Origin of the sequence: Streptomyces sp. NPDC049915, assembly GCF_040656475.1 — a bacterium.
Lineage (GTDB): Bacteria > Actinomycetota > Actinomycetes > Streptomycetales > Streptomycetaceae > Streptomyces.
On the sequence record NZ_JBFAMH010000003.1, the window covers coordinates 160,487 to 180,649 of the forward strand.

The following is a 20,163-nucleotide window of genomic DNA, read 5'->3' on the forward strand; positions in this document are numbered from 1 at the left end:
CGCGCACCCATGAACTCCGCAACGGTAAGAAACCTCCTCGTGCGGGGCATGCTCGCCGGCCTCGCCGCCGGCGTGCTCGCCCTCGTCGTCGCCTACCTCCTGGGTGAGCCCAGCGTCGACAAGGCGATCGCCTTCGAGGACGCCCACTCCCACGAGCACGAGATGGAGGCCGTCTCCCGGTCCCTGCAGTCCACCGCCGGTCTCGCCACCGGTGTCCTGGTCTACGGGGTCGCCTTCGGCGGCATCGCCGCGCTCGCGTACGCCTTCGCCCTCGGCCGGGTCGGCCGCTTCGGTCCGCGGGCCACCGCACTGCTGCTGTCCGGCTGTGCGCTCCTGACCGTCTACGTCGTGCCGTTCCTGAAGTACCCGGCCAATCCGCCGTCGGTCGGCGACCCCGACACCATCGGCAAGCGGACCACCCTCTACTTCCTGATGATGCTGCTCAGCGTCCTCCTCGCGGTCGCCGCCACCCTGGTGGGCAAGCGGCTCAAGGCGGTCATGGGCACCTGGTGGGCGACCACCGTCGCGGTGGCCGCGTTCGCCGCGGTGATCGGCCTGGCCTACCAGTTCCTACCCGCCGTCAACGAGGTGCCGAAGGACTTCCCGGCCGCCCTGCTGTGGCGGTTCCGGCTCTCCGCGCTGGGCATCCAGACCGCGATGTGGGCCGGATTCGGCCTGCTCTTCGGCGAGTTGGCCGAACGCCTGCTGAACCCCGGGCCGGCGAAGGCCGACACCGGGCGAACGGTTCCGGCCGCGCACTGACTCGTTCCGGACGACGAAGGGCCCTGCGGAACCATCCGCGGGGCCCTTCGTCGCATCCGTGCGCACTCAGCGTGGCGAAGGTGTGTCCGACGCGGCCAGGTGCCGCCCGAGCCGGAGATTCCAGCGTCCCGAGCGGCCGCTCAGCTCGGTGACGGTCAATGGCGGTACGTCGAGCCGCCAGAAGGCCGCCGCGCCCAGCCCCAGGGCGTGCACGACCGCGGCCCGAACCACCTCCGGCTCGACCACGGCGACCGTACGGCCGTCGAAGTCCCGTGCGCCGTCCAGCCAGTGGCCGACCCGCACGCACAACTCGTGCACGGACTCACCCCCGTGCGGCGCGCTGTCGGGATCGGCGAGCCAACGGGCCACCGCCTCCGGCTCGGTGGCGCCCACCTCGTCCAGGGTCAGACCACGCCAACGGCCCACGTCCCAGGCCCCGAGCTCCGGCGTCCGCGCGCCGTCGAGGCCGAGCGCCTCCGCGGTCTGCCGGCAGCGCACACCCGGCGACGTCAGCACGCGGGCGGCAGGGGGAAGGGACCCTGCTGCGGCCCGGGCCCGGGCCGCTCCCACGTCGTCGATCGCGTCACCGTCGTCGAAGCGGGCCTGCCGCAGCGACGGGCTCGAGGCGGGCGAGACGAAGAGAACACGGCTGGTCACCTGGCTGCTCCGGCTGTGGCTGTCATGGGGTGGGGGTGCGGTGCGGGTGCGAAAGTAGCACCCGTCCGACGCGCAGCTTCCGCGCCGGTGCGCGCCGTACAGCCCGCGTCACGGCGGGCCACGGCAGGTCCTCAGCCCTCGCCGGCGGGGCTACGGCGTGGCCTCGTCCAGAAGTTGCGGACCGTTGTTGCGGGTGTTGTTCACGGCAGGGGAGACGGGGCGGGCGTCGAGGTGACCGCCGGCGGGCTGGGTGAGCAGGGCGCGCAGCTCCTCGGCGTCGTCGTGACGGGGGTCGAGCCAGGCGGCGTAGTGGTCCGGGGTGAGGGCGAGCGGCATGCGGGGGTGGACCCGGCCGGCCGCGTCGGTGGCCTCGGTGGTGATGATGGTGCAGGTCGTGAGCCAGGCGGCGGGGTCGTCGTCGTTGTCGACCTCAGGGTTGCGCCAGTACGCGTAGAGACCGGCCAGTGCCATGATCTGCCCGTCGGCGGGGTGGATGAAGTACGGCTGCTTGCGCTTCTTGCCGGTGGTGGCGTCCTTGGCCTCGGTCCACTCGTAGAAGCCGTCGGCGGGGAGCAGACAGCGGTGCCGGGCGAAGGCGCGGCGGTACGCGGGCTTCTCGTGGACCGTTTCCATGCGCGCGTTGATCATCCGGGAGCCGACGGACGGGTCCTTGGCCCAGGACGGCACCAGCCCCCAGCGCAACGGCCGCAGCTCCCTGCGCGGGGGAGCACCGGAGCCCTCGGCGCGAGGGGCGCGTTCCAGGACGCCGTAGACGTCGTCGGTGGGGGCGACGTTCCAGCTGGGCGCCAGAGTCTCGTCGGGCCGCCACTCGGCGACGTGGAAGAGGTGGCTGAGGTCCTGCGGACTGCGGGTGGAGACGAAGCGGCCGCACATAGGGCCACTGTGCCATGCCGTTCTGCCCGTGCGAGAGACCTGGGGAGCTGCCCGGCGCATGTCGCCGCCGCAGCCGCCCGGGCGTGTGCAGGGTGCCCGCGTGGCGGCGTCACCGTGTCACCGCGTCGGCGGCTTGGTCGCGTCCCGGGCCCGCTCAGAACGGACTTTGCCGTGACAGTCCTGCCGGCACGGGTCGCGCGCGTCTTCCTGTTCCCTCTCCGTCTCCCGCGGGCGCACGCCGATCGAGAGACCGGGGGACACGCCCCTGAGCCACAATGCCCGCATGACAGATGATCACTCCCGGGCCGCGGCCCGTCCGCTGCTGCGCCGCCCTGCGGAGGGCGAGCTGATAGACGTCGCCGGTGTCGCGCACTTCTTCCGCCTGACCGGTGAGCACACGGGCGGACACTTCGCCTTCGAGGAGTTCACCCTGGCGCCCGGAACCGTCGGCGCCCGACCGCACGTGCACGACGGGCACGACGAGTACTTCTACGTGCTCGAGGGTGAGCTCACCCTCCACCCGGGGACGGGGAGGTGACAGCCGGCCCCGGGGATCTGCTCGCCGCGACCCGTGGCACCCCCCACGGCTTCCGCAACGCGGGCCCGGTCACCGCCCGCGCCCTGTGTCTCTACACGCCCGCGGGTTATGAGAACTACTTCCGTGACGTCCACGCCGCGGTCACTGCCGGAGCCGAAGCAACCGACGAGCTGCTGGCCGAATTCCGCAGCCGGTACCGGACCAGCTCCTACCCCCAGCCCTGATCCCCCTGACCGGAGAAAAGCCGCCCCGCACCATTCCCCTAGCATGTCCGGACTCGCGGTGATGGATTTCATCGCTCCCACCCACTGAACCCATAACGAATAAATTGGCCGAATAGATTGATATCTAGAGCGTTGCGGAAATTTCCGCGCACAAACGACAGCAGTCCGTTGATCGCGTGGCGTCAACGGCGAGTGATGCTGTGGGGCGCAGCGGGTCTGGCCGCTCTCGGACTCCTCGTCGCGCTGGAGATCACCGCGCGCCACTACGGCCAACCGGGACCGATCACCGACCAGCTGAGCGGTGTGATACTCGCGCCGAAACCGGGACCGCTGTACGGCGGCCTGGCGCTGATGATGGTCGTGCTCACCTGGCGGCAGCGCTTTGTCGCCGCCGGCGTCGCGATCGGCATAGACGTCGTCTTCGTGCTCGTGCGATGGGCGGCAGGCGTCAAGATGACCGACGGGCACAGCTTCGGCAACGGCGCGCTGTGGGTGATGCTGGGCTGCGCCGTCATCGCCGTGACGCGCCGCACCGGCGCCGAACGCGTCCTGCTGCTCAAGGGCGTCGGGCTGGGCCTGCTCCTGGTGGCCGGCCGCAAGACCGGCGACACCTGGCTGCTGGTCACGGCGAAGGCCCACCCGTCGGTGCTCGACCCGTATGTGGCGACCGCCGATCACGCACTGGGCAACCCGTCGTGGGTGGCAGGCAGGATCCTGGCGGCCACCGATCCGGTCGGCAGCCCTGTTCTCGCCGTGATCTACGCGCAGCTGGCGGTCGCCGCGATCGTCGTCGCTCTGTACCAGCTGCGGAACGTGGTGGCCGAGCGCCGCTTCCCCCGCCACCATCTGGTGCGCACCTTCCTGGTGATCGGCCTCCTCGGCCCGGCCATCTACATGATCTTCCCGGTGGTCGGTCCGGTCTTCGCCTACGGCCCGGGCGCCTCCGGCACCGGTGGCGTGCAGTGGGCCGTGGCCGATGTGTGGCCCCACACACCGCCGCAGATCACCGCGTTGCACCCGGTGTCCTACGACGACCTCACGCCCCGCAACTGCATGCCCAGCCTGCACACGGCGTGGGCCACCGCGATCTTCATCCATACCCGGCAAGGCCCACGCATCCTGCGCTACGCGGGCGCGTTCTGGCTGACCGCCACACTCTGCGCCACGCTGGGCTTCGGCTATCACTACGGCGTGGATCTCGTCGCCGGCGTGGTGTTCGCGCTCACCATCGAGGCAGGACTGCGCGCCGCCGACCGTGGCTGGGACCGTGCAGGAATCGGACTGGTCGTCCACGGCACCGCGGTCTTCGCCGCGCTGTTGCTGTCGTACCGCTTTCTGCCGATGGAGATGGCCGGACACCCGGGGGTGTTCGGGCCGCTTCTCATTCTGGCGATGACCTCGGTGATCTACGGCTACGTCCGGACCACCAGACTCTGGGAACCGACGGCCGCCCCCGCCCTGCAACCGGAACCGCAACCCGAACCGGTGTGAGCGGGCGATGTCCCAGCGGGGCCGCGCATGGGAGGGCGGCTCGCCCGGCAGGGCACAGCGGGAACGCCTGCTGCGCGAGGGGGTGGGCTGACGGCGGCCGGGGCAGGCGCGAAGATCCGCGAAGCCTCACGCGTCTGCGGACCGGACCGTCCGGGGTGTCGTGCGTTGTGCACCCGGCAGAGGGGTCAGCGCGACGGCCTGCGCGGCCGCAAGCGGATGCGGTTCTGGCCGCGCAGGCCGTGGGACGAACCCGTGTCCCCGAGCGGCGACCTCCTCGCGCCCGCGCTGCCGTGCTCTCCCTGCGCCGCTGGACCGCCGGCGGCTTCGAACCCGTTCCGCCGGCCGCCGCTCCCCGCACCCTCACCGACACGGACCGGCTGCGCGGTGACCGGTACACGCGCTTGCTGTGAGCCGCGGACGGACCCACCGGCACCCGCACCCTGGTGGAGGTGCTGGAGAGCTGCCGCGCCGTCCACCGCGAACCGTGACCGGCCGGGCGAAGGCATGCGCCGTGCCGTGCCCGGCCGTGGGCGGTCCGTAATTCGCTTGACCCGGTCACGGGACGACGTTGCACTGGGCCCGGGACACCACGAGCCGTGGTGCCGGGATCCGGGGGGAGGCCGCGGCAGCAGTGGAGATTCGTCGTACGACCGAACAGGACCTCGACGTCTTCGTCGACACTCTCCACGCCGCGTTCGGGCGCTTCCCGGAAACACCGTCGGAGGGCCGCGGGGTGTGGTGGTCGGCGCTCGAGATGGACCGCAACCTGCTCGCCGTGACGGCGGACGGGCGGCCCGTCGGCACCGCCGGTGCGTACTCCTTCGAGCTCACCCTGCCCGGGGGGACCGTCGCCCCCGCCGCCGGAGTGACCGCCGTCGGCGTCGTGCCCTCGCACCGACGCCAGGGCGTGCTCAGCGCGATGATGCGGCATCAGCTCGCCCAGCTACGGGCCCGCGGGGAGTTCCTCTCCGTACTGCTGGCCTCCGAAGCGCCCATCTACGGCAGGTTCGGGTACGGACCGGCGACCTACACGCGGCGGCTGACGGTGCCCCGCCACCGGGCCGCGCTCGCTGCGCCCCGGGCACGGGGAACGGCCGGCGATTCGGGCACCGGCTCGGTCGAGGTGGTACGACGTGCCGAGTGCGGTGAGACCCTGGAAGAGGTCTACGACCGGTACCGCCGCGCCCAGCCCGGCGCGCTGTCCCGACCGCACCGCTGGTGGGAGCTGGGCGCCGGACAGCCCCCGGTCTCTGCGGCGCAGCGCTACGTCGTCGTCCACCGGCACGCCGACGGTGCACCGGACGGCTACGCCAGCTACTCGCTCGGCGAGGGCGAGACCCTGACCGTCGACGAGACCATCGCCACCGACGACGCCGTCTTCACGGCCCTGGCCCGGTTCCTGCTCGGACACGACCTGGTCGCTCAGGTCGTGTTCAAGCACTTCCCGCCAGGGCACCCCCTGCGCCGGCAGCTCGCGGACTTCCGCGCCGGCGAGGTGAGCGGCGACACCGACTGGCTCTGGGTGCGGCTGCTGGACGTCCCGCGGGCGCTGACCGCCCGCGGCTGGCTCACGGACGGTGAGCTCGTTCTGGACGTCGACGACCCGTTCCTCGGCGAGCGCGGACGCTACCTGCTGACCGTCCGGGGCGGCAGGGCCGACTGCGTCCCGACGGACCGTGAGCCCGATCTGTCCCTGGACATAGGCGACTTGGGATCGATCTACCTGGGCGGCACCACCCCCGGCATGCTCGTGCGCGCCGGCCACATCCGGGCTCACCGCCCGGACGTGGCCACGCTCGCCGACCTCCTCTTCCGCGCCGAGCGCCCGCCCCACTGCCTGCACTGGTTCTGACCGAGCGCTCGCCGGCTCGTCCAGGGCGTGTGAACACCGGTCGGCCGGAGGTCATTCGAGCGGGAGACGTCCCGTGACCCGTGGACGAGTGTCCAGGTGTGCGGCGACGCGCCTGATCGTCCCGGCGTTGTCCTCGAACAGATGGGCCTGCATCCCCACAGCCCGGGCGGCGTGGACGTTGGCCGCAGCGTCGTCGACGAAGAGACACCGCTCCGGCCGCACCTTCAGGGCAGCGCATGCGGCCTGGAAAGCACGCGGGTCCGGCTTCTCGGTGCCGATCTCGTGCGAGTACACGATCTGCTCGACCAGTTCGTCGAAGCGGTACAGCGCCGCCTCCCGTTCGCGTGCGCCGACGAAGCTGTTGCTCAGGATGCCCAGCCCGCAGCTTCCCCGCAGGCCTCGCACATAGGAGATGAGTTCTTCGTTCGGCTTCCCCAGGTATTCCACCCAGAGATCGGCCATGAAGGCTTCCACCTGGGGCGCGTCGAGCCCCAGACGTGTTGCCACCTGCTCGTGCACGTCTCGCTCGGTGATGCTCCCGACGCTCCCGGCTTGCCACACGTCGCCCATCCGCTCATGCACCGTGCCCGGTGGCAGCGCCAGCCGCTCTTCCCACCGCCGCACCCACCCCGTTTCCGGCGTGATCTCCAGTACGCCACCGATATCGAGAATGACGCAGGCTTCCGCCGTCACTCTGACTCCCCCTTCTCTCCCCGCTGATGTGGTCTGCGAGACACAGTCGTCCTTCTCCCCAGGGCAGGGTCAAGAGCCCCCCGGATCTTGTGGCAGCCCCGTTGCGAGCCGCCCCGCCGCGTGCGATTCCTCAACGGATGGCTGATAAACGATCGTTGTCGAGCGAATGGCGCGGCGTTAGGGTGCTGTGGACATACCAGGGCCAGGGATGATCTGGAACTCGACGAGGGTGAAGGCGACCGGTGAGTACGGGATCCAGAGCGATGCGGCAGTTCAGTGCCCTCCTCATCACGACTCTGCGGATGCCGGCCGACGGCCACGGCCTCATACCCGCGCTCGCCGAAGCTCTGACCGGACTGCGCGGCCGGCCGGTGGGCCTTCGTGCCGCCGCCTTCCCGCCCGGGACGGCCAGCGGTGTGTGGGTGGACCGTACGGATCACGATCTGATCGTGTACGAGGAGAACACCGACGTCGAGCACCAGCACGTGATCATCGGTCACGAAGCCTGGCACATGTTCCAGGGCCACGGCGCACGGGCCGACGACCACGGCCCCGCCGCATCCCGGGCCCAGGACACGGCGGGGGCGCACGACTTGGCCCGGTTCGTGGCGGACCTGTCGAGGGCCGCCGACACCGACCTCGCCAGGGCCTCCCGCGTCGACGCCGGACTCCACTTCGCGGCGCGGACCCATGCCCGGCAACCGAACGAGGAACTGGAAGCGGAGCGGTTCGGTTTCCGCTTCGCCACCGACCTGCGTGCCGCCCTGGACGAAGCCCGCCGCTCCGCCGGCATGGTGGACCCGGCGAGGCGCATCCACGCCTCCATGGCGCACCGTTTCCCCCGCGCGTCCCGGTGACGCCGGTACCACTTCAGGAAAGAAACGACACAGTCAGGAAAGTAGCGACACAGTGACGTCCGGAGCGAACAGCATCGGCTTCTACGTCAGCGGTGGGCTGATCCTGCTGGTCGGCGCGCTGAAGCTGCCGGCGCTGATGCGGCGCCGAAGCGATACGCTGCTGCGCGCGGCCTGCCTGCTCCTGTTCTCGGCCGGCCTCCTGATGCTCCTGGCGGCGCCGCAGTCCATCGTCACGCTCAACCGGCTCACCGGGATACCGAACATCGCGGCCCTGCTGGTCTACGCGGTGACGATGGCATTCTCCGGCTCGAGCCTGATGCTGATCGTGAACTGGCGTTCTGTGTCTGCCGGACAGACCCGCGTGATCACTCGCCTGTGCGCGACGGTCTACAGCCTGGTCATCGTCGTACTCGTCGTCCTGTTCTGGGCGGGAGACACCCCCGTGGAGCAGGTCACCCTGTTCGACGCGTATTACGCCACGACCCCGTTCATCCGCGAGATGATCGTCCTGTATCTGGCCGCGCAGGCTGTGGCGATGACAGCCGCCGGGTTCCTGTGCTGGCGCTGGTCCGGGCAGGTGCGCGGGTCGCTGCGGGCCGGTCTGTACATCCTCGCCCCCGCCTACCTGCTGATCGTCGTCTACGACGTCATGCGGCTCATCGCCGTGTCGGCCCGCTGGCTGGGCAGGGACCTCGACCGGCTGATCGAGATCTCACCGCAGTTCGCGGCGCCCGCCTGCCTTCTCGGGGCGACCGGATTCGCCGTACCCCTCGCGGGCCCCCGCATCGCCGAGACGGCACGAGCCATAGGAGACCTGCGCCGGCTCGCCCCCCTGTGGCGGCAGCTGCAGGACGTGCCCACACCAGGAGCCGTTCGAGCCACGCTGCCGTGGTGGCGCACCGACCCGGCCGTTCTGCTCACGGGACGGAAGACCGCCCTGTACGACGCACTCCTCGCGCTGGCGCCCCATGCCGATCCCGCGGTCCGGGAGGCTGCCCACCGCTCGGCACTGCGCCGCGGTGAGGACGAGGGCCGCGCGTCGGCCACGGCCGACGCGGCCATGATCCTCGTCGCACGCGAACGGCAACGCACCTCATCGGGCCGACTGCCCGCGGACGTGCCCCCGGCGAGCTGGCGTTCCCAGGACCTGCCGGCCATCTCACAAGCTCTTGCCTCACCCGTGGTCGAAGAAGCAGTCCGCACGTCTCGCCCCTCGCAGAAAGCAGCCCATCATGAGTGAAGAGCCCCCGCGCAGAGCCGTTCGAGTCGTCGTCGTGGGGGGCAGCATCGCGGGCATGCTGGCTTCGGCGGCCGTCAAGGACCACGTCACGTCCGTGGACGTCATCGAAGCGCACGAGCTTCCCGAAGGGGCCGAGCCGCGCACCGGCGTCCCGCAGGCCGTCCACATCCACTTCCTGCAGACCGGCGGCGCCGAGGCCATCGACACGCTCCTGCCCGGATGCACCGACCGTCTGCTGGCGGCGGGTGCCCACCGCGTGCCGGAGACGACCAACATGCTCGTGTACTCGCCCGAAGGCTGGTACCGCCGGTGGCGACGGGCCACGCACCATGTCATCACGGCGAGCCGCGACCTGACCGACTTCGTCGTGCGCCAAGAGGTGCTCAAGGATCCCCGGGTCAGCGCCCGCCCCCACACCAAGGCCGTGGCCCTGCTGGGGGACCGCCGCCGCGTCACCGGCGTCCGCGTCCGCACCTCGGACGGCCGGGAGACGGAACTCGCGGCAGACCTCGTCATCGATGCCTCCGGTCGTTCCTCACGTGCTCCGCAGTGGCTCGCACAACTCGGCGTCACGGGCCTGGCGCAGGACCACATCGACTCCGGCCTCGTCTACGCCAGCCGCTTCTACCGGGCACCGGTACCCACCCACAACTGGCCCGTCGTCGGCATCCAGGCCGACCCTCGCCTCCCGCAGCCGGCAAACGCCGGGGGCATCCTGCCCATCGAGGGCGACCGCTGGCACGTCAGCCTCATGGGCGCTCCCGGTGGCCACCCGACCCGCGACCCGGACGCCTTCGAACCCTTCGCCCGCACACTGCGCCACCCCGTCCTCGCCGACCTCCTGAAACACGCCGAACCCCTCACCGACGTCACGGTCACCCACAGCACGGCCAACCGGCGCTACTACTACGAGCGCCTCACCCCCTGGCCGGAAGGGCTCGTCGTGCTCGGTGACGCGCTGGCCACGCTCAACCCCCTGTACGGGCAAGGCGTGTCAGTAGCCGCCCAGAGCGCCGTCGCCCTGCGGCAGATCCTCGCCGACAGCCGCGGACCCGGCTGGAGCCGCCGGGCCCAGAAAGCCATCGCCCGCTGCGTCAAAACGGCGTGGGCCCTGTCCGTCGGTCAGGACATCCACTTCCCCACGACCACGGGCAAGGCCCCGAACGCCGCCGACCGCCTTCTGCACCGCTACGTCAGCCGCCTGTCCCACACGGCCACCGGCTCGTTCCACTCGGCCACCGCGCTCACCGACATCCTCGCGCTCAAAGCTCCGCCGACCTCCCTGGTACGGCCCCGTGTGCTGCTGACGGCCCTGGTCGGGCCGCACCACCCACAGCTGGACCAGCCGCAGTTCACCCGGGCGGAACGCGACCTGCTCGATGCGCTGGAGAGCAGCGCGAAGATCCCCGCTGAGTGAGAAGCGCACTATGAGGCGGCCGACCGTGCCTCCTGTTCGGATCTCTCCAGCCAGCCCGTGTACCAGTGCCTGAACGTCATCGGGCGTCCCTCGTCGTCGAGGAGGGGCGCGAGGTCCACGTCGTCGGCCCGGTCGTCGGACCACATCGTGCCCCGGTGCGGTCCGCTGACGACCAGCCAGTCGCGCAGGGCGCAGCCGCGGTGGGAGACGACCAGGGCACCGGCGGTACGGTCGGGGTTCCACAGCAGCTCTGACCAGCGTTCCTCCCACGCCTCCATGGCATGCTCGAACGCCTCGGCGTCGTCGAAGTCCTCTTCCTGCGGGCACCGGCCCGCCAGTTGCTTCAAAAGCTCCGGGTCCGCTCCCCGCTCCGGGAAGGGCTCGGCCAGCCGGGAGAGGTCGGCCAGATCCGCGCCGTCGCCCTCCCAGAGCCAGCGCCCCCGCACGCGCCGTACGGGAAACAACCCGTACCCCGGTCCCGCCCCGCCCGCACCGACACGGAGAAGGAACGCCCGGAAGTCCTCCGGCAGCCGCACCTTCAGCTGTGCCTCCAGCTCGGCGAGCGCGTCGTGGTCGAGTGGCTGCTCCAGGACCCAGCCGTGCCCCAGGGCACCGAATATCTCCCTGCCGGCGTCAGACGCTCCCAAAGCCTCGACCCGTTCACGTGTCCCTGCCCATCGCTGCCCCGTCATACGAAGAAGATAGGTGCCACCACTGACAGCGCCGGCTCGGTGAAACGGCGTCGGGACCGGCGTAGCGTCGGTGTGTACCGTGCCGGCCGGCACGGTGCGCCGATCGACCGAGAGAGACCTGATGTCCCCGACGATCCGAAGGGCCGTGATCCCCGCCGCCGGACTCGGTTCCCGGCTGCTGCCCCTGACCAAAGCCATCCCCAAGGAGATGCTGCCGGTCGGTGACAAGCCGGTCATCGAGCACACGGTGCGGGAGCTGGTGGACTCCGGTATCACCGACATCACCATCGTCGTCTCCGGCGGCAAGTCCCTGATCCAGGACCACTTCCGGCCCAACCCGGCTCTGGTGCACCAGCTGCGGGCCGACGGCAAGACGGCGTACGCGGACGCCGTCGAGGAGGTCGCCGAGCTGGCCCGCAGGGGCCACATCACCTATCTCGACCAGCACGGCCCGTACGGCAACGGCACCCCCGTCCTCAACGCCGCCCGTGCCTTCGGCGACGAGCCGGTCCTCGTCCTGTGGCCCGACGACGTGTTCGTCGCCGAGGTGCCGCGTGCCCAGCAGCTGATCGACGCCCACCAGCGGACCGGCTGCCCGGTCCTGGCCCTGATGCCCATGGCCCCCGCCGACTCCCAGCGCTACGGCGTGCCCATCGTCAAGGAGGACCTGGGCCAGGGCCAGCTGCGCATCACCGGCCTGGTGGAGAAGCCCCAGCCGGCCGACGCCCCTTCGGCGTTCGCGGCCATCGGCGGCTACGTCATCACCCCGGGCATCGTGGACGAGCTGCGCGAGCAGACCCGCCGCTGGTACGAGGCCCGCGACAGCGGCCGCCCGGTCGGCGAGGTCTACTTGACCGACGCGATCAACGCCTACGCCGCCGACCGCGCCGTCTACGGGCAGGTCATCCAAGGGACCTGGTATGACACCGGGAACCCCGCCGACTATCTCGTGGCCCAGATGGCCCACGCACTGGCCCACACCGAGTACGGGCCGGCGCTGCGCAACCTGGTCAAGCGGCTCGACGCGGTCAGCCGCACCGACTCCGGTGCCTGAGCCGCCTCTGCCTCTCGTGACGCCACTGCCCGGGCGGTTTTCCCTGCGTGCCGGGAAGTGGCGGAGCCAGGGAGTGGATCACGTGTCCTAGGCTCTGCGCGGAATCGGAGCATGCAGTCTGGGAAGGCGGGGCGCCGTGCTCGCCGTAGCGGTCATCGCGGGAATCCTGTTCGTCTGGTCGCTGCTTGCGCACAGACTCTCCCGGTGGAGCATCACCGCGCCCATCGCCATGATCGGGGCCGGCGTCGCGCTGACCGCGGGGTCGGATCCACCGCTGCGTTTCGACTTCGACACGAAGGCGTTCGAGCACGCCGTGGAGGTCGTGCTCGCGCTGCTGCTGTTCGTCGACGCCGTCGAGGTTCCCCTGTCGGTCATCCGACGGGAGAAGGGCCTGTTCGTACGGCTGCTGGGCATCGCCCTGCCGCTCACCCTGGGTGCGGCCTTCGCGGTCGGCTACCTCTTCTTCCCCGGCCGGCCCCTGTGGCTGCTCGCCGTCCTGGCGACCGTCGTCGTCCCGCTGGATCTCGCACCCGCCGCGTCCGTCGTCCGCGACCGCCGGATCCCCGGCCGGCTGCGGGAGACGCTGAATGTCGAGGGAGGGCTCAACGACGGCATCCTCTCCCCGGTCTTCCTGCTCTGCGTCACCCTCGGTGTCGAGTCGCACGGAGCGCAGTCCGACTACGTCGACGCGCTGCTGACGGCGGTCGTCGCCTCGGCCTGGGCCGTCGCCACCGGCATCGCGGTCGGCTGGACGAGCGGATGGCTGCTCGGCACGTCGTGGGTGCACGGCTGGACCAGAGGGACCGCGGTGCGGCTGGGGGTGTTCGCCGTGCCCGTCGCCGCGTACACCCTGTCCGGCGCTCTCGGCGGCAACGGGTTCGTGGCCTCGTTCGTGGCCGGGGTGTGCTTCGCACCCGCGATGCGGCACCTGCCGGAGACCGCGGTCGAGATGACCGACGACCTGGTCACCCTCCTCACTCTGGCGCTGTGGTTCATCTTCGGTCAGATCATCAACGACGTCTTCGGGAACGACGTTCCCCTCTCCGTGGTGCTCTACGCCCTGATCGCCGTGGTGCTGGTACGCATGATTCCCGTCCTGCTCTCCCTCATGGGAACGCAGATCAGGCCGGCCGACCGACTGTTTCTGGGGTGGATGGGGCCGCGAGGGGTGACATCGATCGTGTTCGGGGCGCTCGCGGTCACCGAGCTCCCGGAGCAGCAGGCGGACTTCATCGCGCAGCCGATGGTGATGACCGTCCTCGCCAGCATCGTGCTCCACGGGCTGAGCGCCGAGCCGATCGCCCGTCTCTACGCCCGGCTCGACCGGACCGGGGCTCGGTGACGACGCCGCTCACTCGGCAGCTGTCCCTCCCTCAGCCCGTCGCCGCAGGTGCGGTGCTCTGCCGCAGCACCAGGTGCGTGGCGAGTTCGATGCGCTGGGCGCCCTCGCGGGTGTCGGCCGGCTGAAGCAGCATCCGGGTGGCCTCCTCGGCCATGCGCTGGAGCGGTTGCCGGACGGTGGTCAGGGGCGGGCTCGACTGCCGGGCGAGAGGGACGTCGTCGTAGCCCACCACCGACAGCTCCCCGGGCACGGTCAAGCCCAGTACCCGGGCTGCCTCCAGCACGCGGAGTGCCTGCAGGTCGCTGCCCGCGAACACGGCGGTCGGCCGGTCGGGCCGGCGGAGCAGGTCCACGGCGTGCTCGAAGCCGCCCTGGACGTGGAAGTCGCCGAACCGTACGAGGCCGGGGGTCCACGTCGCGGCCCGCCATGGCCATCGCCGAGCGGTAGCCGTCCAGGCGGGCCAGTGAGCACGTCAGCTCCGCCGGTCCGGTGATGACCGCGACGCGCCGGTGCCCGTGGTGGGTGAGGTGGCGTGTGGCGGCCAGCCCACCGGCCCAGCTGGCCGATCCGACGGACGGCACGTCGGGATCGGGATCGCCCGTCGGGTCCACGATGACGAACGAGACGCTCTCCAGCTCGTGGAAGACGATCTCGAGGAGGGGGGCCCGGGGCGGCCGCTGACGGCGCAGGCGGTAGCCGTGGACCTCGAGGATCGCCTCGACCCTGGACCGGGTGGCGCGCGAGACATCCGAACGACCGTTCAGCACCTTCGAAACAGTCGGAAGAGAGACGCCGGCTTCTCACGCCGCGGCCGCCAGGGTGACTCTGCACTCCACCACGCCGTCTTCCACCATGTCCTGCAGCATGGGTCATCGTCGGCGGTAACGGTTTGGCTGCGCGCATGCACGACCGTTGACCTGGTCTTCCTTCTGCCCCTACTGTCCGCATGACTTTCGGCATTGAGATCGAAACTTTCGGAAGGCAGGACCATGCGTACACGGATGGCTCGGACGCTCGCCTGCGCCGCGACGCTCGCCCTGGTGGGGGCCGTCGCGGGCTGCGGAAACGGCGGCGGGGGATCGGCGAACGACGGCAGGATCCACGTGCTGGTCTACGGGGACGCCAGCAACAAGGTCGAGAAGCAGATCGTCGACACCTTCAACAAGACGTCGGACGTGAAAGCCGCCCTCGACACCATCCCCGGCGCGGACTACCAGCAGAAGCTGCAGACGATCATCAACACCCCACAGGCGCCGGACCTGTTCTTCAACTGGGGCGGCGGCAGCATCCAGCCGTTCGTCAAGGCCGACCTGCTGATGCCGCTGGACGACTTCATCCAGCAGGACCCCGGCCTGAAGGACAAGTTCCTGCCCTCGGTGTTCAACAGTGCCGTCGTCGGCGGCAAGGCCTACGGCATACCGATGCGGGGCACCCAGCCCGTGCTGCTGTTCCACAACAAGCAGGTGCTCGACAAGGCGGGCGTGCAGCCGCCCAAGACCTGGGACGAACTCCTCGACGCCGTAGGGAAGCTGAAGAGCGAGGGCGTCACGCCGATCGCCCTCGGCGGCGGCGACCAGTGGCCGACCCTGATGTGGTTCGAATACGTCTACGACCGCGTCGCCGGACCCGGGCTCTTCCAGAAGGCCCTCGACGGGGACAAGGACGCCTGGGCGAGCCCGGACAGCAAGAAGGCGCTCGGCATGCTCAAGCAGCTCGTCGACGCCGGAGCCTTCGGCACCAACTACGACTCGGTGAAGTACACCAACGGCGCCTCCCCGGCGCTCGTGGCCTCCGGCAAGGCCGGCTTTGAGCTGATGGGCTCCTGGTACTACGCCCAACAGCAGCAGGACGCCAAGGACTTCGCCGACCAGGGCCTGGGCTACACCACCTTCCCGACGATCCCCGGCGGCAAGGGCGATGCGGGCAACGTCGTCGGCAACACCAACAACTTCTACTCGGTGCTGAAGAAGACCAAGCACCCCGAGGCCGTCGCCGCGTTCCTGAAGCTCATGTACTCCGACGAGTTCGTCAAGGCCCAGCTGGCCATCGGCAACCTGCCGACCACCACCAACACCCCGCAGTTCCTCGGCACCTCGGCCAGCCCCGCGTACTCCCGCTTCCAGTACGACCTGGTCGCCAAGGCCACCTCGTTCCAGCTGTCCTGGGACCAGGCGTACCCGCCGTCCGCGATCACGCCGATCCACCAGGCGGTCCAGCAGTTCTTCAACGGGCAGCTCGACGCGGACGGCTTCATCAAGGCCATGCAGGCCCTCCCGACCGAGTGAACGCGCTCATGACCACACAGACCGCGAGCGCTCCGTCCGCCGCCGAGACCGCCCGCAAGGCCCGGCGGCGACCGGAGGCCTCCGCCGCCGCCCACGGCACCCGCCCGGGCTTCCTGTGGGCCCTGCCCGCCACGGTGTTCTTCGCCCTCTTCGCCATCGCCCCGCTGATCATGGTGGCGGTGCTGTCCTTCATGAGCTGGAACGGCCTCGGCTCACCGGAGTTCGTCGGCACGGACAACTGGTCCCGCATCCTCGACGACCCCGTGATGATCAAGAGCATCTGGCTCACCCTGCTGCTCACCGCTCTGGGCGTGGCCCTGCAGACCCCGCTGAGCATCGTGCTCGGCGTGTGGGCGGCCGGACACCAGCGCAACCGCGCCGTGCTGTCGGCGATCTACTTCGTCCCGCTGCTGCTGTCCTCGACCGCCGTCTCCGTGCTCTGGCGGGCGCTGCTCGACCCGAACTTCGGCATCCCCGCCCACATGACCTGGCTGTTCGGCGACGGGAACCTGTTCGGCAAGCAGGTCACGGCCATCGGGGTCCTGGCGTTCGTCTCCACCTGGCAGTTCACCCCGTTCCACACCCTGATCTACCAGGGCGCCGCCCGCGCCGTCCCGCAGGTGCTGTACCAGGCGGCCGCGATCGACGGAGCGGGGCGCTACCGCCAGTTCTTCCACATCACCCTGCCGCAACTGCGGACCTCGATCATCACCTCGATGATCCTGATGATCGTCGGCGGTCTCACCACCTTCGAGACGGTCCTCATCCTCACCCAGGGCGGGCCGGGCAGCGACACCACGATCAGCGCCTACTACATGTACCAAAAGGCCTTCAAGGGCTTCGACTTCGGCGCCGGCTCGGCCATCGCCCTGTGCCTGGTCGTCGCGGCCACGGTCGTCTCGCTGATCGTCGTCCGCGTCTCCGGCTACGACAAGATGCGCAGCACCATGGAGGGCGTGTCATGAGGCGACGCCCCCACTACCTCGCCGGCGCGGGCTCGATTCTCTGGCTGGTCCTGGTGGGCCTGCCGCTGTACGTGATGCTGTCGGCGACGCTGCGCACCCGGCAGGACTACGCGAAGAACGGACCGGTCTCCTTCCCCGGCGACTTCACCCTGGACAACTACACCGGGGCATTCGACTCCGGGTTCGGCCGGTACTTCGTCAACACCATCGTCGTGACCGTCTGCGTGGTCGCCGTCGTCCTGCTGCTCGTGCCGCCGCTGGCCTACGCGATCGTGCGCAGCCGCAGCCGCGTCACCTCACACGTCTTCCGGCTCTTCCTGCTGGGCCTGGCCATCCCCGCCCAGGCCGTCATCGTCCCGATGTTCTACCTGATCAGCGAGGCGGGCCTGTACGACAACCTGCTCGGGGTGATCCTGCCCACCGCCGCGTTCTGCCTGCCGATGTCGGCGCTCATCCTCAGCGGGGCCATGCGTGACATCTCCCCGGAGCTGTTCGAGGCCATGACGGTGGACGGCGCGACCCCGCGCCGGATGTTCTTCCAGCTCGTCGTTCCGCTCTGCCGGGGCGGCCTGTCCACCATCGTGGTGTTCTCGGCGCTCCAGGCGTGGAACGGCTTCCTGTTCCCGCTCGTCCTGACCCAGTCCGACAACACCAAGGTGATCACCCTCGGTCTGTACAACTTCCAGACCGAACACGGCGTCGACATCCCCGGCCTGCTCGGCGCGGTGACGCTGTCCATGGTGCCCGTCCTGCTCGTCTACCTGTTCGCCCGCCGGGCCCTCGTCCAGGGCCTGATGGGCGTGGGAGGAAAGTGACCGCCAACGTGGCCGTAGAGACCACCCCTGAAGTCCCCCTCTGGAACGACCCCGCCCAGGACCTCGGCACCCGTGTGTCCGCCCTGATCGAGGCCATGACCCTGCAGGAGAAGATCGCCCAGCTGTACGGCGTCTGGGTCGGCGCCTCCGACGAGGGCGGCGAAGTCGCCCCCCACCAGCACGACATGGAGGAGGCGGTCGACCTCGACGCTCTCCTGCCGGCCGGCCTGGGACAGCTCACCCGCCCCTTCGGTACCGCTCCCGTCGACCCGGCACTCGGCGCGCTGTCCCTGCTGCGCACCCAGGCCCGGATCACCGCCGGAAACCGCTTCGGTATTCCCGCCCTGGCGCACGAGGAGTGCCTGGCCGGGTTCGCCACCTGGGGCGCCACCGCCTATCCCGTCCCGCTGTCCTGGGGTGCCACGTTCGACCCCGGCCTGATCCGCCGTATGGCCGCCGCCATCGGCCGCGACATGCGCTCCGTCGGCGTCCACCAGGGCCTCGCACCGGTGCTGGACGTGGTGCGCGACGCCCGCTGGGGACGCGTCGAGGAGACCATCGGCGAGGACCCCTACCTCGTCGGCAGCATCGGCACCGCCTACGTCCAGGGCCTGCAGTCCGCCGGCGTCGTCGCCACCCTCAAGCACTTCGCCGGTTACTCCGCCTCGCGCGCCGGACGCAACCTCGCACCGGTGGGCATGGGCCCGCGCGAACGCGCCGACATCGTCCTGCCGCCCTTCGAGATGGCCCTGACCGAGGGCGCGGCAGGCTCCGTCATGCACGCCTACACCGACACCGACGGCCTGCCGTCCGCCGCCGACGAGGACCTTCTCACCGGGCTGTTGCGCGAGAGGTGGGGCTTCGACGGCACGGTCGTCGCCGACTACTTCGGCATCGCCTTCCTCAACATCCTCCACGGCGTCGCGGGCGACTGGTCCGAAGCGGCCGGCACGGCCCTGCGCGCCGGTGTCGACGTCGAACTGCCCACCGTGAAGACCTTCGGCGCCCCGCTCGTCGAGGCCGTCACGGCGGGCCGGGTACCGGAGTCACTCATCGACCGCGCCCTGCGCCGCGTGCTCGCCCAGAAGGCGCGGCTCGGTCTGCTCGACGCTGACTGGAGCCCGGTCCCGGCCGCGCTCGACGGCGTGGCCCTCGACGCCCCTGACGCCCTGCGCGGCACCGTCGACCTGGACTCGTCCGCGAACCGTGAGCTGGCCCGTGCGGTGGCCGAGGAAGCGGTCGTCCTGCTCGCCAACGACGGCACCCTGCCCCTGACCGCACCGCGCCGCATCGCCCTCGTCGGGCCCAACGCCGACGAGCCCGCGGCCGTGCTGGGCTGCTACTCCTTCCCCCAGCACGTCGGCGTGCATCACCCCGACACACCGCCCGGCATCGACCTGCCCACGCTGCACGACGCCGTGCGCCGCGAGTTCCCCGAGGCCGAGATCACCGTCGTACGGGGCACCGGCGTCGACGACGGCGACGTCTGCGGCATCGCCGAAGCCGTGCGCGCCGCGGGTGAGGCCGACGTCGTGATCGCGGCGCTCGGCGACCGTGCCGGCCTCTTCGGCCGGGGCACCAGCGGCGAGGGCTGCGACGTCGAGTCGCTGGCCCTGCCCGGAGTCCAGCAGCACCTGCTCGACGCGCTGCTCGACAGCGGCACGCCGGTGGTGACGGTCCTGCTCGCCGGCCGGCCCTACGCCCTGGGCCGGGCAGCGGACGAAGCCGCCGCGATCGTGCAGTCCTTCTTCCCCGGAGCCGAGGGAACCACCGCCATCGCCGGCGTGCTGAGCGGCCGGACCGATCCTTGCGGACGGCTGCCCGTCAGCGTGCCCCGCGGCACCGGCACCCAGCCCGCCACCTATCTCGGCGCGCGGCTCGCCCAGGCCAGCGACGTGTCCAACGTCGATCCCACCGCGGCGTTCGCCTTCGGACACGGCCTGTCGTACACGTCCTTCCACTGGCAGGAACTGACGGTGGAGACGAGCGAGGCGGACACCGGCGGGGAGTTCTCCCTGGCGTTCACCGTGCGCAACACGGGGCAGCGGCACGGCACCGAAGTCGTCCAGCTGTATCTGCACGACCCGGTCGCCTCCGTCGTCCAGCCGGTGCAGCGGCTCATCGGATACGCGCGCGTCCCGCTCGCCCCCGCCGAGTCCCGCCGGCTGCGCGTCACCGTCCCGGCCGACCTCGCCTCCTTCACCGGCCGCGACGGACGGCGCATCGTGGAACCCGGTGTGCTCCAGCTGAGGCTGGCGGCCTCCAGCACCGACACACGCCTGACGGCGACGGTGCGGTTGACCGGCCCCGAACGGCACGTGGACCACACCCGGCGGATGCACGCGTCGTTCGATCAGGAGTCGCCCACGGACGCGTGAGGCGCTC

19 protein-coding genes and 1 pseudogene are annotated in these 20,163 nt (G+C 70.7%); 15 read left to right on the forward strand and 5 right to left on the reverse strand.

Going from position 1 to position 20,163, the window contains the following annotated elements:
* Nucleotides 1-9: 9 nt before the first annotated feature.
* Nucleotides 10-762: a CbtA family protein gene (locus AB0J12_RS05545; RefSeq protein ID WP_363262897.1), complete on the forward strand. Its 753-nt coding sequence runs from the start codon at nucleotides 10-12 to the stop codon at nucleotides 760-762.
* Between the two features lie 66 nt (nucleotides 763-828).
* On the opposite strand, the gene AB0J12_RS05550 is transcribed toward AB0J12_RS05545, so the two are convergent.
* Together AB0J12_RS05550 and AB0J12_RS05555 are read right to left on the reverse strand one after the other, a co-directional pair.
* The gene (locus AB0J12_RS05550; RefSeq protein ID WP_363262898.1) at nucleotides 829-1,419 is read right to left on the reverse strand and encodes a histidine phosphatase family protein; all 591 of its coding nucleotides are present in this window, start codon (nucleotides 1,417-1,419) and stop codon (nucleotides 829-831) included.
* A gap of 150 nt (nucleotides 1,420-1,569) precedes the next feature.
* Nucleotides 1,570-2,313, reverse strand: a complete 744-nt coding sequence (locus tag AB0J12_RS05555) for an SOS response-associated peptidase (protein WP_363262899.1) — start codon at nucleotides 2,311-2,313, stop codon at nucleotides 1,570-1,572.
* A gap of 283 nt (nucleotides 2,314-2,596) precedes the next feature.
* Between AB0J12_RS05555 and AB0J12_RS05560 the strand changes: the two genes are divergently transcribed.
* From AB0J12_RS05560 to AB0J12_RS05580, 5 genes are all read left to right on the forward strand, one after another.
* A complete protein-coding gene (locus AB0J12_RS05560; RefSeq protein ID WP_363262900.1) occupies nucleotides 2,597-2,851 on the forward strand; it encodes a cupin domain-containing protein in 255 nt (84 codons plus the stop codon).
* A complete protein-coding gene (locus AB0J12_RS05565; protein WP_363262901.1) occupies nucleotides 2,848-3,075 on the forward strand; it encodes a hypothetical protein in 228 nt (75 codons plus the stop codon). Before AB0J12_RS05560 ends, AB0J12_RS05565 begins: the two co-directional genes overlap by 4 nt.
* A gap of 195 nt (nucleotides 3,076-3,270) precedes the next feature.
* On the forward strand, nucleotides 3,271-4,566 hold the full coding sequence (locus tag AB0J12_RS05570) for a phosphatase PAP2 family protein (RefSeq protein ID WP_363262902.1): 1,296 nt from the start codon (nucleotides 3,271-3,273) through the stop codon (nucleotides 4,564-4,566).
* Nucleotides 4,567-4,805: 239 nt separating this feature from the next.
* The gene (locus AB0J12_RS05575; RefSeq protein ID WP_363262903.1) at nucleotides 4,806-4,976 is read left to right on the forward strand and encodes a hypothetical protein; all 171 of its coding nucleotides are present in this window, start codon (nucleotides 4,806-4,808) and stop codon (nucleotides 4,974-4,976) included.
* 221 nt (nucleotides 4,977-5,197) lie between these two features.
* Entirely contained in the window at nucleotides 5,198-6,418 is a 1,221-nt protein-coding gene (locus AB0J12_RS05580) for a GNAT family N-acetyltransferase (protein WP_363262904.1), read from the forward strand.
* A gap of 51 nt (nucleotides 6,419-6,469) precedes the next feature.
* Here the strand turns inward: AB0J12_RS05580 and AB0J12_RS05585 are convergent, their stop codons facing one another.
* A complete protein-coding gene (locus AB0J12_RS05585; RefSeq protein ID WP_363262905.1) occupies nucleotides 6,470-7,111 on the reverse strand; it encodes an HAD-IA family hydrolase in 642 nt (213 codons plus the stop codon).
* Nucleotides 7,112-7,374: 263 nt separating this feature from the next.
* Between AB0J12_RS05585 and AB0J12_RS05590 the strand changes: the two genes are divergently transcribed.
* From AB0J12_RS05590 to AB0J12_RS05600, 3 genes are read left to right on the forward strand one after another with little or no spacing between them, the layout of a single operon-like run.
* On the forward strand, nucleotides 7,375-7,968 hold the full coding sequence (locus tag AB0J12_RS05590; protein ID WP_363262906.1) for a toxin-antitoxin system, toxin component: 594 nt from the start codon (nucleotides 7,375-7,377) through the stop codon (nucleotides 7,966-7,968).
* Between the two features lie 52 nt (nucleotides 7,969-8,020).
* Nucleotides 8,021-9,208: an MAB_1171c family putative transporter gene (locus AB0J12_RS05595; protein WP_363262907.1), complete on the forward strand. Its 1,188-nt coding sequence runs from the start codon at nucleotides 8,021-8,023 to the stop codon at nucleotides 9,206-9,208.
* Nucleotides 9,201-10,625, forward strand: coding sequence for an FAD-dependent monooxygenase (locus tag AB0J12_RS05600; RefSeq protein WP_363262908.1), 1,425 nt, complete (start codon nucleotides 9,201-9,203; stop codon nucleotides 10,623-10,625). Before AB0J12_RS05595 ends, AB0J12_RS05600 begins: the two co-directional genes overlap by 8 nt.
* 8 nt (nucleotides 10,626-10,633) lie before the next feature.
* Here AB0J12_RS05600 and AB0J12_RS05605 read toward each other — a convergent pair whose 3' ends face one another.
* Nucleotides 10,634-11,317: an SMI1/KNR4 family protein gene (locus AB0J12_RS05605; protein WP_363262909.1), complete on the reverse strand. Its 684-nt coding sequence runs from the start codon at nucleotides 11,315-11,317 to the stop codon at nucleotides 10,634-10,636.
* A gap of 121 nt (nucleotides 11,318-11,438) precedes the next feature.
* Between AB0J12_RS05605 and AB0J12_RS05610 the strand changes: the two genes are divergently transcribed.
* Both AB0J12_RS05610 and AB0J12_RS05615 read left to right on the forward strand, forming a co-directional pair.
* The gene (locus tag AB0J12_RS05610; RefSeq protein ID WP_363262910.1) at nucleotides 11,439-12,371 is read left to right on the forward strand and encodes a UTP--glucose-1-phosphate uridylyltransferase; all 933 of its coding nucleotides are present in this window, start codon (nucleotides 11,439-11,441) and stop codon (nucleotides 12,369-12,371) included.
* 136 nt (nucleotides 12,372-12,507) lie between these two features.
* A complete protein-coding gene (locus AB0J12_RS05615; RefSeq protein ID WP_363262911.1) occupies nucleotides 12,508-13,713 on the forward strand; it encodes a cation:proton antiporter in 1,206 nt (401 codons plus the stop codon).
* 31 nt (nucleotides 13,714-13,744) lie between these two features.
* Here the strand turns inward: AB0J12_RS05615 and AB0J12_RS05620 are convergent.
* Nucleotides 13,745-14,480: pseudogene (locus AB0J12_RS05620) on the reverse strand (substrate-binding domain-containing protein).
* Nucleotides 14,481-14,714: 234 nt separating this feature from the next.
* Between AB0J12_RS05620 and AB0J12_RS05625 the strand changes: the two are divergent.
* From AB0J12_RS05625 to AB0J12_RS05640, 4 genes are read left to right on the forward strand one after another with little or no spacing between them, the layout of a single operon-like run.
* The gene (locus AB0J12_RS05625) at nucleotides 14,715-15,998 is read left to right on the forward strand and encodes an extracellular solute-binding protein (protein WP_363263216.1); all 1,284 of its coding nucleotides are present in this window, start codon (nucleotides 14,715-14,717) and stop codon (nucleotides 15,996-15,998) included.
* Nucleotides 15,999-16,006: 8 nt separating this feature from the next.
* Nucleotides 16,007-16,963 carry a sugar ABC transporter permease gene (locus AB0J12_RS05630; RefSeq protein WP_363262912.1) on the forward strand — a complete coding sequence of 319 codons (957 nt, stop codon included), beginning with the start codon at nucleotides 16,007-16,009 and terminating at the stop codon, nucleotides 16,961-16,963.
* Complete coding sequence (locus AB0J12_RS05635) at nucleotides 16,960-17,778, forward strand: carbohydrate ABC transporter permease (protein WP_363262913.1); 819 nt, start codon at nucleotides 16,960-16,962, stop codon at nucleotides 17,776-17,778. Before AB0J12_RS05630 ends, AB0J12_RS05635 begins: the two co-directional genes overlap by 4 nt.
* A complete protein-coding gene (locus tag AB0J12_RS05640; protein WP_363262914.1) occupies nucleotides 17,775-20,156 on the forward strand; it encodes a glycoside hydrolase family 3 N-terminal domain-containing protein in 2,382 nt (793 codons plus the stop codon). The genes AB0J12_RS05635 and AB0J12_RS05640 overlap by 4 nt, the downstream gene beginning before the upstream one ends.
* The last annotated feature ends 7 nt before the right edge of the window (nucleotides 20,157-20,163 follow it).